Source organism: Streptomyces sp. NPDC104309, from assembly GCF_055584025.1.
In genome coordinates, this window is the sequence record NZ_JBVJMV010000005.1 from 314,579 (window position 1) to 328,647 (window position 14,069).

Consider the following 14,069-nt stretch of genomic DNA (forward strand, 5'->3'; position numbering starts at 1 on the left):
ACAGAGAAGACGTGGGGCAGGGCGACTCGCTGGTGCTGGCCGCGGGGGACGGCGCGGGCGTGGTCGTCGACACCGGCCCCGATCCCCGGCTCGCCGACCGGTGCCTGCGCGACCTGGGCATCACCGAGGTGCCGCTCCTGGTACTCACGCACTTCCACGCGGACCACGTGCGGGGCCTGCCCGGTGTGCTGCGGGGCCGAGCGGTGGGGGCGATCCAGACGACGAGCCTGGACGAACCGCCGGACCAGGTCGCGTTCGTACGGAGAACCGCTGCCGTGTCGCACGTCCCTCTGGTGCGGGCCGTTCCCGGTGAGCGCCGCCGGATCGGGCCGCTCGACTGGCAGGTCCTCTGGCCGACGGGCGGTACGGGGGCGGGCGCGGTCGGGGCGGGTGGTCCATCGGCGGTCCCGGGGGCCGGGCCCGTACCGCAGGAGCCGAACGACGCCAGCGTCACCCTGTACGTCCGGACCGGCGGGCTGACCCTGTTGCTCCTGGGCGACCTCGAACCTCCCGCCCAGCAGGGGTTGTTGCGCAGCTTTCCTGCGCTGCCTCGGGTGGACGTCCTCAAGGTCGCCCATCACGGCTCCGCGCATCAGGACCCCGCTCTGCTGCGCAGCGCGCACCCGAGGCTGGCCCTGGTGAGCGTCGGCAGGGACAACCCGTACGGTCACCCGGCCCCGCGCACCGTCGACGCGCTCAGAGCAGGCGGTGCGGTGGTGCTGCGCACGGATACGGACGGCGCGATCGCCGTGACGGGCGCCGGGGCCGGGCTGAGGGCGGTGAACCGGTCGTGAGCCCCACTCAGGCGGCGGTCGCCTGTACGGCCGCGCGTACGGCTGCGCAGGCGGACAGTTGCCGCGGCTCAGTCCAGCCAGACCCCGTCGGCCATGAGGTCCCGCCCGGCCAGTTCGTTCTCCTCCCGCCACGCCTTGACCGCGTACGGGGTGAAACGGAGGTAGACCCACGTGGTGCGGCCCCGCAGATCCCAGTTCAGTTTTGTCGCGAAGGCGTCGCCCGATGTCACAGAGAGGTCCGCCCCCTCGACGACCTCGGCCGTCGCCTCGATGAGCACCACGTCACGTGTGTGACCGAGGCTGATCCTGGCCCGCCCGGCCGGAGTCACATTGGCCGCGGTGGGGTTGGTGCGCCGGGTGGCCATCAGCAGTGTTCCGGCGTCCCACACGAACGACAGCGGCACCAGACTCGGTTCCCCGTCGGCCGAAGCGGTCGCCACCCATGCGTCCTCGTCCTTCTCCAGACGGTCGAGTACATCCTGCTTGCGCTGCTCCCGGCTGCGCGCCGGCGCTGGATTCGTCATGCTCCGTACGCTAGCGCCATGACGGGAAAGGTTCACCGGCCGGCGATGCCAGCACGGGCGGGACGCGACAGACCGGTGACGCGCATGAGTGCAACGGCCAATTCGGACCTTCGGTAACACCTCTACTCAAGCCCCTGCGAGCCGCTCTGTTTGCCTCGAACGGCACAAGAGTGATCGAATACATGCTCGTCGGTGGGCCGCTGCTCCGACGAGGACGTCCAGCCGCCAGGCCCCAAGGTGAATCACCCCCGGGGGTTTGTGGAAGATGTTCGGCCGTTGGCTGGGAAACAAGGGAGCGGCGGGTGCCGCGCGCGGCAACGCCCTCTCCGGACTTGAGGTGCCGCGCACCGCCGGAGTGCTCAGTTGCCGAGTGCTCGACCCGGTCAACGAGAGAGTGCCGCAGGCCGAGTTCGTCGTCACGGACAGCGCGGGCCGCAAGGTCGTCGGCGGTGAGACGGACCCGTACGGCAGCGTCCTCGCCACGGTCCCGGCCGGCGAGTACCGACTGGCCGTCACGGCTGAGGGCTTCACCCCGTTCCACGGCGCGGCCGCGGTCGTCGAGGGCGGCCACGCGAGCCTCGGCGATGTGACCCTGCAACTGTCCACACCCCCGCAACTGCCCGACCCGGGGGAGTGGGAGGTCGAGCCGATGCACTCGCAGATCGGTTTCACGGCCCGGCACATCGGCATGGCGCGCATCCACGGCCGGTTCAACACCTTCGCCGGTGCCGTCCGGATCGCCGACCGCATGGAGGACTCGGCGATGCACGTGATCATCGACGCGGCGTCGATCGACACGAACGTCCAGATGCGTGACGACCACCTGCGCTCCAGCGACTTCCTCGATGTGGGCCGCTACCCGACGCTCGAGTTCTACAGCGACCGCTTCGTCCACCGCGGCGGTACCCGCTGGGGCGTGACCGGCGCGCTCACGCTGCACGGCGTCAGCCGCACGGTCACGCTCGACACCCAGTACCTCGGTCTGGGCAACGGCCTGGAAGGCGAGACCCGCGCCGCCTGCCGGGCCACCACGGAACTGCACCGCGAGGACTTCACTCTCACCTGGCAGACCATGCTGGCACGCGGTATCGCGGCCGTCGGCTCCAGCATCTCCATCGACATGGACATCCAGATCGTCCCCAAGAGCTGAGCCGAGGTTCCCGGTGCCTGTCTAAGGCGCTTCGAGCCAGCCCTCGTACTCGGCGGCGAACGCGTCCAGCACCGAGGCGTCCAGCCGTCGCGACGGGTCCTCCACGACCACCAGCCACTGGGCGTCCTCGGCATCGTCCTCACCGGCCAGCGCGTCGCGTACGAGTTGGGGCTCCTCGGCAACCCCGAAACGGTCGGCGAGCTCTCCGGCCACCTCCTCCGCGGCCTCGCGGTCGGGCAGCACCAGCACATGTCTCACATCGCTCACCTGCCCATTCTCCCGTACGGCGTACACCGCGCCGTCCGGTCGGCGCCGCCCCGCAGGGCGCCTAAGGGCTGTCCCGTAATCCCTGGCGGGCGCGCGACGACAGCTACGGCACCTCGCCGCGTTGTCGGAACATCCGCATACATCCAGTATGCGGACGTCCCTCCGCCTTGCGATGCACCGCATCTGACGCCGCGCGCTGATCCACCACGGATTGCGGGACAGCCCTTAGCGGCCGTTCATGTGCATGACGCTCTCGGGGGTATCGCGTACCGGCGACCACCGAAGGCGGCAGCGCGGTGTCCAGGCGTCACAGCTCGTCCGGGCCCAGTGCGAGTTCCGTGGCGGCGAGGTTCTCCTCCAGCGTCGTTCTGCGCTTCGTGCCGGGGATGGGCGTGATGTCGTCTCCCTTGTGCAGCAGCCAGGTGAGCGATACCTGCGCCGGAGTCGCATCGCGCCCACGGGCGACATCCCGGACCACGTCGGCAGCCGCGGAATCGATCCTGAAGTTGTCACCCTGGAATCGCGGATCATGTCTGCGGTAGTCGCCTCCCGGAGGTTCTTCCGCGCGGACCGCCGTGCCGGTCAGGAATCCGCGACCCAGTGGTGAAGACCCCGTGGCGAATAGGGGACAAGACCGATTCCCGGATCAGCGGAAGAATCTCCTGTTCCAGATGGCGTTCCCAGAGGAAGTATTCCGTCCGCAGAACTGCGACGCGACAGACGTCGTGACCCCGCCGGATGGTGCCCGGACCGGCCTCCGAGAGTCCGAAGTGCAGAACCTTTCCGGCTTCGATGAGTTCGCGCACCGTTCCCGCCACGTCCTCGATCGGCACCTCCAGGTCCACCCGGTGTTGATGCAGAACGTCGATCCGGTCCGTGCCCAGCCTCCTCAGGCTGGTGTCGACCGCTCGGCGGATGTGCTCGGACCGGCTGTTGAGCCCGCCGCGCCGGGTTCCCTCGTACTCCCAGCCGAGCTTCGTCGCGACGATCGCGCCGTCCCTGCGGCCCCGCAGCGCCCTTCCTAAGAGCGCCTCGTTGACGAACGGGCCGTAGGACTCCGCGGTGTCGAAGAAATTGCAGCCGAGTTCGAGAGCGCGATGGATTGTCCTGATGAATTCCTCGTCGCTCGGAGTCCCATGGGTTCGACTCATTCCCATGCAGCCCACCCGAGAGCGGAGACTTCCGGAACGCTCCCGCCGAGTCGACGGTACGGAATCACGGGCGATTTCACTGTCGGAACCTTTCCCCGTATGCGCTGGATCTCGTGAAGCGGCCGAGAGCGTAGCGGCGCGCCGAAGCTCCCGGCCTGCCGAGTGACGAAATCCAGGATCTACGGTCCTCGGTGGTCGGATGCCCGAAACGAGCGCGCCCGGCGTCCAGGCCCCCCGGCCTCCGAGCTCCCCAGGCGCACGCGGAAGGCAGCTGCCGAGCGGCACGGGTCGGGCAAGGGAGCCCGGTGGCTGTCAGTGGCCCGTGGGATGCTGGACGGCGATGGCCACCAGAAGGAATTCCACCGACGACCCGCTCGCCTCCGTCACGCTCGCCGTGGGACAGGAGGACCTGCTCCTCGACCGTGCCGTGCAACAGGTGGTGGCGGCGGCCCGTGCCTCCGATCCCGACACGGACGTCCGCGACCTCACCTCCGACCAGCTCCAGCCCGGCACCCTCGCCGAGCTGACGAGCCCGTCGCTCTTCGCCGAGCGCAAGGTGGTGATCGTGCGCAACGCGCAGGATCTCTCCGCCGACACGGTCAAGGACGTCAAGGTGTACCTGGGCGATCAGGTCGAGGAGATCACCCTCGTTCTGCTGCACGCCGGCGGCGCCAAGGGCAAGGGGCTGCTGGACGCGGCGCGCAAGGCCGGGGCACGGGAGGTCGCGTGCCCGAAGACGACCAAGCCGGCCGAGCGACTGTCGTTCGTACGGTCGGAGTTCCGGGCACTGGGGCGCTCGGCGACCCCCGAGGCGTGCCAGGCGCTGGTCGACTCCATCGGCAGCGATCTGCGGGAGCTGGCGAGCGCTGTCTCGCAGCTCGTCGCGGATGTCGAGGGCACGATCGACGAGGCGGTCGTGGCCCGTTACTACACGGGCCGTGCGGAGGCTTCGAGCTTCACGGTCGCCGACCGCGCGGTGGAGGGGCGGGCAGCGGAGGCGCTGGAGGCCTTGCGTTGGTCGCTGTCGACCGGGGTGGCGCCCGTGCTGATCACCAGTGCGCTGGCGCAGGGCGTACGCGCGATCGGCAAGCTGTCGTCGGCGCGCGGGGGACGGCCCGCGGACCTCGCGCGTGAGCTGGGCATGCCTCCGTGGAAGATCGACCGGGTGCGCCAGCAGATGCGCGGCTGGACGCCGGACGGTGTGGCGGTGGCGCTACGGGCGGTCGCGGACGCGGACGCGGGCGTCAAGGGGGGCGGAGATGATCCGGAGTACGCGTTGGAGAAGGCCGTGGTCGCGGTGGCGCGCGCGGCTCGGTCGGGGCGGTAGGTCGCGTTGTCGAACCGCCGTCGTCCGGCCGGAGGCCGGGCCGTGCGGTGTCCGGCGCGGAGGATCGCCCTCGTACTGGAGGCGGAGGATCGCCCTCGTACTGGACGTGCATGGACGAGTCCGGCAACGCGGCGAGCATGCGCTCCGGGCGTTGCACGGCGGACGGCGGACGGCGGTTCGACGACACGACCTGGTCCGGGCGGCTCCGTGGTCCGGGCGGCCCGGTGACGGCGGCGGCCGGGGGACGGGGCGCCGGGGCGGCGGCCGGGAGGTGAGGGCGCCCGGCGGCGTCAGCGGTTGTTCCGGCTGATCAGGGCTGGGACGGGCTGATGCGGTCGTCCGCGCTGATCAGGGTCGGACGGGGCTGATGCGGTCGTCCGCGCCGACCGGCACGGGCTGCCCGCCGCCCGGTGCCGTACGGGCGGACTCGGTGGTTCACTCCGCCCACTGATCCATGGCGGGCGGCTCGGACAGGAACCCCGCACGCCGAAGGCCCCGGCCTCGCTCTGGGGAGAGCGGAGATCGGGGCCTTCGGTTCACACTTTGGTGCGCCGCACCCGCGTGGCGAACGCAGGTTCGGTGTGCGGCGCGGGGGCCGGGCAGGGGCGGGAGAGAGGGCCCACTGGTCCGTTCCGGCGGTTACATCAGAAATGCTCAGCCCTGGAGGGAGGCAACCTTGGAGGCCAGCGCCGACTTCTTGTTGGCGGCGGCGTTCTTGTGGATGACACCCTTCGAGACGGCCTTGTCGAGCGCGCGGGAGGCGTCGCGAGCGGCCGTGGTGGCCTTCTCGACGTCACCGGCGACGGCAGCCTCACGGGCCTTGCGGATAGCGGTCTTGAGCGAGGACTTGACGGCCTTGTTGCGCAGGCGCGCCTTCTCGTTCGTCTTGTTCCGCTTGATCTGGGACTTGATGTTCGCCACGAAAGAGCCTTTTCAGGTTCGTTGGATCTTCGATGTGCGCCCCATGGCCCGAGAGGGTCGCGAGGCACAGCTGTCAACGGTACCAGCACCGCTCCGACCGGCCCAAACCGGTCTCCGCCCCACAACCATGGGACGATGGAGGCTACGTATCGATCCGACCGAACCGACATCGACCCGAGACACGGCGTTCGGCGTCTCAAGAATCAGGACCCTGCGTGCCCGCGACTCCTACCCACGTGCCCGAGCCGAGCCGTACCGACCCGGCGCTGATCCGCAACTTCTGCATCATCGCGCACATCGACCACGGCAAGTCGACCCTTGCCGACCGGATGCTTCAGCTGACGGGCGTGGTCGACCAGCGGCAGATGCGCGCCCAGTACCTCGACCGGATGGACATCGAGCGCGAGCGCGGCATCACCATCAAGTCCCAGGCGGTGCGTCTGCCCTGGGCGCCCGAAACGGGTGCGGACCAGGGCCGCACCCATGTCCTCAACATGATCGACACCCCGGGCCACGTGGACTTCACCTACGAGGTCTCCCGCTCGCTCGCCGCCTGCGAGGGCACGGTCCTGCTGGTCGACGCCGCGCAGGGCATCGAGGCCCAGACGCTGGCCAACCTCTACCTGGCGATGGAGAACGACCTCACCATCGTCCCGGTCCTCAACAAGATCGACCTGCCGGCCGCGCAGCCGGAGAAGTTCTCCGAGGAACTGGCCAACCTCATCGGCTGCCAGCCGGAGGACGTGCTCAAGGTCTCGGCGAAGACCGGCCTCGGTGTGGAGGCGCTGCTCGACCGCGTGGTCAAGGACGTCCCGGCCCCGGTCGGCAAGGCCGACGCCCCCGCCCGCGCGATGATCTTCGACTCGGTCTACGACTCGTACCGCGGTGTCGTCACGTACGTCCGTGTTGTCGACGGCCAGCTCAACAAGCGCGAGCGCATCAGGATGATGTCCACCGGCGCCACCCACGAGCTGCTGGAGATCGGGGTCTCCTCCCCGGAGATGACCCCGGCCGACGGCCTCGGCGTGGGCGAGGTGGGCTACATCATCACCGGGGTGAAGGACGTCCGGCAGTCCAAGGTCGGTGACACCATCACCTCCCTGAACAAGGGCGCGACCGAGGCGCTGGGCGGCTACAAGGACCCCAAGCCGATGGTGTTCTCGGGCCTGTACCCGCTGGACGGCTCGGACTACCCGGACCTGCGCGAGGCGCTCGACAAGCTCCAGCTCAACGACGCCGCCCTGGTGTACGAGCCGGAGACCTCCGCCGCGCTCGGCTTCGGCTTCCGTGTCGGCTTCCTCGGCCTGCTCCACCTCGACGTGATTCGCGAGCGGCTGGAGCGCGAGTTCGGTCTCGAACTCATCGCCACCGCCCCCAACGTGGTCTACCGCGTCGAGATGGAGGACGGCACCGAGCACACCGTCACCAACCCGAGCGAATTCCCCGAAGGCAAGATCGACAAGGTGCACGAGCCCGTCGTGCGCGCCACGGTCCTGGCCCCCAGCGAGTTCATCGGCGCGATCATGGAGCTCTGCCAGAACCGGCGCGGCACCCTCCTCGGCATGGACTACCTCTCCGAGGACCGGGTCGAGATCCGCTACACCCTGCCGCTCGCCGAGATCGTCTTCGACTTCTTCGACCAGCTGAAGTCCAAGACCCGGGGCTACGCCTCCCTCGACTACGAGCCCACCGGCGAGCAGTCCGCCCAGCTCGTCAAGGTCGACATCCTGCTGCACGGCGACAAGGTCGACGCGTTCTCCGCGGTCACGCACAAGGACAAGGCGTACGCGTACGGCGTGCGGCTCGTCGCCAAGCTGCGCGAGCTGATCCCGCGGCAGAACTTCGAGGTGCCGATCCAGGCCGCCATCGGCTCCCGGGTCATCGCCCGTGAGACGGTCCGCGCCATCCGCAAGGACGTCCTCGCCAAGTGCTACGGCGGTGACATCTCCCGTAAGCGGAAGCTGCTGGAGAAGCAGAAGGAAGGCAAGAAGCGGATGAAGATGGTCGGCAATGTGGAGGTGCCGCAGGAGGCCTTCATCGCCGTGCTGTCGACGGACGAGTCGGGCGGGGAGGGCAAGGGCAAGAAGTAGCGTCCACCGCGGGGCCGAGGAATCCCTTCCGTCCCGGCTCCGTCCCCCGCCCCTACCCGGTGGTAGCCCAACGGGCCCCTGTGTCGCACCGCGCCGCGACACGGGGGCCCGTTCGTTATGAAGCGGCGGCCCATTGCCCCTTACGCGGCGGACGCGGGCGCTCTACCCTGATCACGGCCTCGTAGTTACTCGCCAGTTAAACAAGCGGGATCGAGCACCGCAGGACCGAACACAGGCGTACAGCCGAACACACGGACGTACACAGGAACGCGCGCAGGAACCTCGTAGGAACACTCGTAGGAACAAGCAGCAACCAGCAGCCGGTCGTGAAGCACTGCCGCAGGCCCGGAGGATGTCGTGAGCGACACACAGACCTTGATCGAGAACCGACCGCCCTCCGTGGCGAACCTCTTCGTCGACCGCGTGGCGGCCACCCCGGACGAGGAGGCCTACCGCTACCCCGTCCCCGCGGCCACCGGCGAGGGGCCCGACGAGTGGAAGTCGCTGAGCTGGGGGCAGGCCGCCGAGCGGGTGTACGCCGTCGCGGCCGGGCTGATCGGTCTGGGCGTGCGGCCGGAGGAGCGCATCGCGCTCGCCGCCGGTACCCGGGTGGAATGGATCCTCGTCGACCTCGGTGTGATGTGCGCGGGCGCCGCCACCACCACGATCTACCCGTCGACCAACGCCGAGGAGTCGGCGTTCATCCTCTCCGACTCCGAGAGCCGGGTGCTGATCGCCGAGGACGCCGGCCAACTGGCCAAGGCCCGCGAGCGCCGCGCCGAGCTGCCGAACCTCGCCCATGTCGTCGTCATCGACCCCGAGGGCGCCGGACCCGCCGAGGGCGACCCGGAGGACTGGGTCCTGACCCTCGCCGACCTGGAGGCCCGCGGCGCCGAGCACCTGGCGAAGCACCCCGACGCGGTCAAGGAGCGGGTCGCCGCCATCACGGCCGACCAGCTCGCCACGCTGATCTACACCTCGGGCACCACCGGCCGCCCCAAGGGCGTGCGCCTGCCGCACGACAACTGGTCGTACATGGCCAAGGCCACCGTGGCGACCGGCATGATCACCAAGGACGACGTCCAGTACCTCTGGCTGCCGCTCGCGCACGTCTTCGGCAAGGTCCTCACCTCCGGCCAGATCGAGGTCGGTCACGTCACCGCCGTCGACGGCCGGGTCGACAAGATCATCGAGAATCTGCCGGTGGTCCAGCCGACGTACATGGCCGCCGTCCCCCGCATCTTCGAGAAGGTCTACAACGGTGTCGCCGCCAAGGCGCGAGCCGGTGGCGGGGCCAAGTACAAGATCTTCCAGTGGGCGGCCGGGGTCGCCCGCGAGTACGCGACGGTCTCGCAGGACAACTTCCGGCGCACCGGCACGGCCTCCGTCCCGTTTGCACTCGGTGCCAAGCACAAGGTCGCCGACGCCCTTGTCTTCGCCAAGATCCGGGAGGCCTTCGGCGGCCGGCTGCGTGCCTGTATCTCCGGCTCCGCGGCACTCGCCCCCGACATCGGCTACTTCTTCGCGGGCGCCGGGATCCACATCCTGGAGGGCTACGGCCTCACCGAGACCAGCGCCGCCTCCTTCGTCAACCCGGGCGAGGCCTACCGCACCGGCACCGTGGGCAAGCCGCTCCCCGGTACCGAGGTACGGATCGCCGACGACGGCGAGATCCTGCTGCGCGGCCCCGGCCTGATGGAGGGCTACCAGGGGCTGCCGGAGAAGACCGCCGAGGTGCTGGAGGCGGACGGCTGGTTCCACACCGGCGACATCGGAGAGCTGTCCGTGGACGGCTATCTGCGGATCACCGACCGCAAGAAGGACCTGATCAAGACGTCCGGCGGCAAGTACATCGCCCCGGCGGAGGTCGAGGGACAGTTCAAGGCGGTCTGCCCGTTCGTCTCCAACATCCTGGTGCACGGCGCGGACCGCAACTTCTGCACCGCCCTGATCGCGCTCGACGGGCCGACCATCCTCGGCTGGGCCGCCGAGAACGGCCTGGGCGGGAAGCCGTATGCCGAAGTGGTGGCCTCCGCACAGGTCGTCGAGCTGATCGCGGGCTACGTGAAGCGGCTCAACGAGGGACTGCAGCGCTGGCAGACAATCAAGAAGTTCCGGCTGCTGCCCCGTGATCTCGACATCGAGCACGGCGAACTGACGCCCAGTCTGAAGCTGAAGCGGCCGGTCGTGGAGCGTGAGTACAAGGACCTCATCGACGACATGTACGTGGGGGCCCGCGAGGCTTAAGGTCTTTCATCTGGATCAGGCCGGGCTCGCGTGCTCCGGCCTGATCCGAACGAGAGGCCCCGGTACGGGTCCTGGCTGACCGGTCGCACGGTGCGGCGGCCTCGGTTCCTCTCCGCTCACTTTCTCTGCTCACTTCGGCAACTCGTCGCTTATGGGCATGGTCCATCTGTCACTCTGTCGGTGTCGTCAGCGGCGCCCAGCGAGAACACACAGAACGAGAACAGACAGAGCGAGAACAGGTCAGGAGCCGCACCGTGGGGCCCATTCCCTTGCAGCGGGACATAGTTCAGCGTCCCGGTACCACCGCCGATCCTGCGGACGCACGACCGGTCGCCCGTACGTCCCTGCCCGGAAACCTCCTCGCACCCTCCGCCGGCCGCCGCTTCGTGCGGGCCGCTCTCACCGAGTGGACCGGGCTCGGACTGCCGGCGGCCGTGGGCTTCAGCGAGCGCCTGGCCGATGACGCGGAGGTCGTCGTCAGCGAACTCGTCACCAACGCGGTCGTACACGCCGGGACCAACGTCGAGCTGCTCTGCCGGCTGGAGGAGACCACCGAGGCCGAGGCGGCGGCCCTGGTACTGGAGGTCTCCGACCACCACCCGGCCCGCGCCGTGCGCAGCGAACGCAAGGAGGACGACGGCGGCACGACGGACGCGACGCAGGACGGGGCCCTCACCGTCTCCGACGGGCCCGCCGAGTACGGCCGCGGGCTCCAGCTCGTCGGCACCCTCGCCGAGCGCTGGGGCATCACCTACCGCACCGGCCTCAAGACCGTCTGGGCGCGCCTGCCCGTCGACGACTGGAACCCGTTCCCCGAATCGTCCACCGACCCGGGCTTCCAGCAGGGGCTGCGGGCCGCCGAACTGCTCGCCCCCACCGCCCGGCGGGCTTTGCGCGACAACGCGGACTGGGCCGGCCGCGGCGCGCTGTCGTTCCTGGCCGAGGCCTCGGACCTGCTCGCCGGCCAGCTCGACGAGGACATCGTGGCGGCGCTGGCCGGACAGTTACTCGTGCCCAGACTCGCCGACTGGTGCGCGGTCTGGTTGGAGCCCGAGAACGGCGGTCCCGCGGCCGTCCCCCGGCTCGCCAGCGTCTGGCACCGGGACGAGGCCGAGACCGGGCCGCTGCGTATGGCGCTGGAACAGGATCCGATCCGGCTGCCCGAACGGGTGGGCACCGGACCCGTCTCCATGCCCTGGCCCGGCGGCGAGGAGGACGGCGGGGAATCCGCGGGACGTGCCGGGTCCGCCCTCGCCTACCGGATCACATCGGGCGGCCGGACACTCGGCGCCGTGCTCCTGGGCCGGGAGGGGCTGGCACGCGTCCCCGACGAAGTGACCGCCCTGATCGAGGACTTCGTACGCCGCGTCGGCCTCGCCGTCGGCGCCGCCCGCGCCTACACCCGGCAGGCCACCATCAGCCGCATCCTGCAACGCGCGCTGCTGCCCGGCAAGGTCGCCGACATACCGGGCGTCACCAGCTCCCTGGTCTACGAACCCAGCGACGACGGGGTCGTCGGCGGTGACTTCTACGACATCTTCCCGTGCCCCGGCGACCGCTGGTGCTTCGTCCTCGGCGACGTCCAGGGCAGCGGCCCGGAAGCCGCCGTCGTCACCGGCCTCGCCCGCCCCTGGCTCCGGCTGCTGGCCCGTGAGGGGTTCGGCGTCGGCGAGGTGCTCGACCGGCTCAACCGGCTGCTCCTCGACGATGCGATGGAGGCCGCCGAGGCGGCCGCGCTGATGGTGGCCGCGGCGGGCGGCCAGCAGACGGCGGACACCGGGCAGTCCCGCTTTCTCTCCCTGCTGTACGGGGAACTCGTGCCGCTGCCCGACGGCGGCGTGCGCTGCACCCTGGCCAGCGCGGGCCACCCGCTGCCGTTGCTGCTGCGTCCCGACGGCGAGGTGCGCCCGGCCGCCGAGCCGCAGATGCTGCTCGGGATCTTCGACGACGTCGCCTACGAGAGCCAGAGCTTCGAGCTGGCGCCCGGCGACAGCCTGCTGTGTGTCACGGACGGCGTGACGGAGCGGCGCTCCGGGCCGCTCATGTTCGACGACGGGGACGGTCTGGCCCTTGCGCTCGCCGGCTGTGCCGGGCTGTCGGCGGACGGGATCGCGGACCGGATCAAGCGGGCCGTGCACGAATTCGCCGAGCGGCCGCCCGACGACGATCTGGCACTGCTGGTGCTCCAGGCGGGGTGAGGACGAGAACGAGGGGACGAGGGGGAGGACCAGGGGGGAGCGGGACGGGACGCGACGGTGCGGTCGCTGAGCGAGCCGTGCGGTCCGTGGGCGCCGTCGCTCGGTGTTCACGGGCGTGGCTCGGGGATTCCGGGCGGCGAGCGACAATGGGCGGTATGCCTTCCGTACTGCCCGATGGTGAACCCGTACCCGACGACGGGGCGCTGCCCCGCCATGCCCTGGAAGGCGCCGCCGACCGGCCGCTCGGCTTCTACCTGCACGTGCCCTACTGCGCGACCCGCTGCGGCTACTGCGACTTCAACACCTACACCGCCACCGAGCTGCGCGGCTCCGGCGGCGCCCTGGCCTCCCGGGACAACTACGCGGCCCATCTGATCGGCGAGGTCCGCCAGGCCCGCAAGGTCCTGGGCGACGATCCGCGTCCGGTCCGTACGGTCTTCGTCGGCGGCGGTACGCCGACCCTGCTGGCCGCCGCGGACCTGGTGCGGATGCTGGGGGCGATCCGCGAGGAGTTCGGGCTGGCGGACGACGCCGAGATCACCACCGAGGCCAATCCGGAGTCCGTCGGTCCGGCGTATCTGGCCGAGCTGCGGGACGGCGGCTTCAACCGGATCTCCTTCGGGATGCAGAGCGCGCGGCAGCATGTGCTGAAGATCCTGGACCGTACGCACACGCCGGGGCGGCCGGAGGCGTGCGTCGCCGAGGCGCGGGAGGCGGGCTTCGAGCACATCAACCTCGACCTGATCTACGGCACGCCCGGGGAGTCCGACGACGACTGGCGGGCCTCGCTGGACGCGGCGATCGGAGCGGGGCCGGACCATGTGTCGGCGTACGCGCTGATCGTCGAGGAGGGTACGCAGCTGGCCCGCCGGATCCGGCGCGGCGAGATCCCGATGACCGATGACGACGCCCACGCGGACCGGTACCTGATCGCGGACGAGGCGATGGCCGCGGCGGGCTTCTCCTGGTACGAGGTGTCGAACTGGGCCCGTACGCCCGAGGGGCGCTGCCTGCACAACGAGCTGTACTGGCGCGGCGCCGACTGGTGGGGCGCCGGTCCCGGGGCGCACAGCCATGTCGGCGGGGTGCGCTGGTGGAACGTCAAGCATCCGGGGGCGTACGCGCAGGCTCTGGCCGAGGGACGATCGCCCGGCGCCGGGCGCGAGATCCTCTCCGCGGAGGACCGGCGGGTCGAGCGGATCCTGCTGGAGCTGCGGCTCGTGGACGGCTGCCCGCTGTCGCTGCTGGCACCGGCGGGGCTGGCCGCGGCGGGACGGGCGGTGGAGGACGGGCTGCTGGAACGCGGGCCGTACGGGGAGGGGCGGGCGGTGCTGACCTTGCGCGGGCGGTTGCTGGCGGACGCGGTGGTGCGGGACCTGGTGGACTGAGGGGCGGGGCTG

General features: G+C 70.4%; 11 protein-coding genes and 1 pseudogene. 7 read left to right on the forward strand and 5 right to left on the reverse strand.

Going from position 1 to position 14,069, the window contains the following annotated elements:
* Positions 1 to 8: 8 nt before the first annotated feature.
* A pseudogene (locus ACZ68L_RS09900) lies at positions 9 to 794 on the forward strand (ComEC/Rec2 family competence protein); the annotation flags it as partial.
* A gap of 68 nt (positions 795 to 862) precedes the next feature.
* On the opposite strand, the gene ACZ68L_RS09905 reads toward ACZ68L_RS09900, so the two are convergent.
* Complete coding sequence (locus ACZ68L_RS09905; protein ID WP_469575701.1) at positions 863 to 1,318, reverse strand: pyridoxamine 5'-phosphate oxidase family protein; 456 nt, start codon at positions 1,316 to 1,318, stop codon at positions 863 to 865.
* A gap of 265 nt (positions 1,319 to 1,583) precedes the next feature.
* On the opposite strand from ACZ68L_RS09905, the gene ACZ68L_RS09910 reads away from it, so the two are divergent.
* A complete protein-coding gene (locus tag ACZ68L_RS09910; RefSeq protein ID WP_469575703.1) occupies positions 1,584 to 2,468 on the forward strand; it encodes a YceI family protein in 885 nt (294 codons plus the stop codon).
* 21 nt (positions 2,469 to 2,489) lie between these two features.
* Here ACZ68L_RS09910 and ACZ68L_RS09915 read toward each other — a convergent pair whose 3' ends face one another.
* The 3 genes from ACZ68L_RS09915 to ACZ68L_RS09925 all read right to left on the reverse strand — a co-directional run bounded on the left by ACZ68L_RS09915 (position 2,490) and on the right by ACZ68L_RS09925 (position 3,886).
* On the reverse strand, positions 2,490 to 2,735 hold the full coding sequence (locus ACZ68L_RS09915) for a hypothetical protein (protein ID WP_469575704.1): 246 nt from the start codon (positions 2,733 to 2,735) through the stop codon (positions 2,490 to 2,492).
* 307 nt (positions 2,736 to 3,042) lie between these two features.
* Positions 3,043 to 3,336, reverse strand: coding sequence for an aldo/keto reductase (locus tag ACZ68L_RS09920; protein WP_469575889.1), 294 nt, complete (start codon positions 3,334 to 3,336; stop codon positions 3,043 to 3,045).
* On the reverse strand, positions 3,263 to 3,886 hold the full coding sequence (locus ACZ68L_RS09925; RefSeq protein ID WP_469575706.1) for an aldo/keto reductase: 624 nt from the start codon (positions 3,884 to 3,886) through the stop codon (positions 3,263 to 3,265). Before ACZ68L_RS09925 ends, ACZ68L_RS09920 begins: the two co-directional genes overlap by 74 nt.
* A gap of 340 nt (positions 3,887 to 4,226) precedes the next feature.
* Here ACZ68L_RS09925 and holA point away from each other — a divergent pair, with 340 nt between their 5' ends.
* A complete protein-coding gene (gene holA, locus ACZ68L_RS09930; protein WP_469575707.1) occupies positions 4,227 to 5,213 on the forward strand; it encodes a DNA polymerase III subunit delta in 987 nt (328 codons plus the stop codon).
* Between the two features lie 654 nt (positions 5,214 to 5,867).
* Here the strand turns inward: holA and rpsT are convergent.
* On the reverse strand, positions 5,868 to 6,134 hold the full coding sequence (gene rpsT, locus ACZ68L_RS09935) for a 30S ribosomal protein S20 (protein WP_093897085.1): 267 nt from the start codon (positions 6,132 to 6,134) through the stop codon (positions 5,868 to 5,870).
* A 215-nt stretch (positions 6,135 to 6,349) separates the two neighbouring features.
* On the opposite strand from rpsT, the gene lepA reads away from it, so the two are divergent.
* The 4 genes from lepA to hemW all read left to right on the forward strand — a co-directional run bounded on the left by lepA (position 6,350) and on the right by hemW (position 14,057).
* On the forward strand, positions 6,350 to 8,224 hold the full coding sequence (gene lepA, locus ACZ68L_RS09940) for a translation elongation factor 4 (protein ID WP_469575709.1): 1,875 nt from the start codon (positions 6,350 to 6,352) through the stop codon (positions 8,222 to 8,224).
* A gap of 357 nt (positions 8,225 to 8,581) precedes the next feature.
* The gene (locus ACZ68L_RS09945; RefSeq protein ID WP_469575710.1) at positions 8,582 to 10,471 is read left to right on the forward strand and encodes an AMP-dependent synthetase/ligase; all 1,890 of its coding nucleotides are present in this window, start codon (positions 8,582 to 8,584) and stop codon (positions 10,469 to 10,471) included.
* A gap of 269 nt (positions 10,472 to 10,740) precedes the next feature.
* Positions 10,741 to 12,669: a SpoIIE family protein phosphatase gene (locus tag ACZ68L_RS09950; protein ID WP_469575890.1), complete on the forward strand. Its 1,929-nt coding sequence runs from the start codon at positions 10,741 to 10,743 to the stop codon at positions 12,667 to 12,669.
* 146 nt (positions 12,670 to 12,815) lie between these two features.
* On the forward strand, positions 12,816 to 14,057 hold the full coding sequence (hemW, locus tag ACZ68L_RS09955; protein WP_469575712.1) for a radical SAM family heme chaperone HemW: 1,242 nt from the start codon (positions 12,816 to 12,818) through the stop codon (positions 14,055 to 14,057).
* The last annotated feature ends 12 nt before the right edge of the window (positions 14,058 to 14,069 follow it).

What these genes read in the sequence shown, in the direction of transcription:
- ACZ68L_RS09910 (WP_469575703.1), top strand. Translation starts at nt 1,584, where the DNA reads ATGTTCGGCCGTTGGCTGGGAAACAAGGGAGCGGCGGGTGCCGCGCGC.
- holA (WP_469575707.1), top strand. Translation starts at nt 4,227, where the DNA reads ATGGCCACCAGAAGGAATTCCACCGACGACCCGCTCGCCTCCGTCACG.
- ACZ68L_RS09925 (WP_469575706.1), bottom strand. Translation starts at nt 3,886, where the DNA reads ATGAGTCGAACCCATGGGACTCCGAGCGACGAGGAATTCATCAGGACA.
- hemW (WP_469575712.1), top strand. Translation starts at nt 12,816, where the DNA reads ATGGGCGGTATGCCTTCCGTACTGCCCGATGGTGAACCCGTACCCGAC.
- ACZ68L_RS09905 (WP_469575701.1), bottom strand. Translation starts at nt 1,318, where the DNA reads ATGACGAATCCAGCGCCGGCGCGCAGCCGGGAGCAGCGCAAGCAGGAT.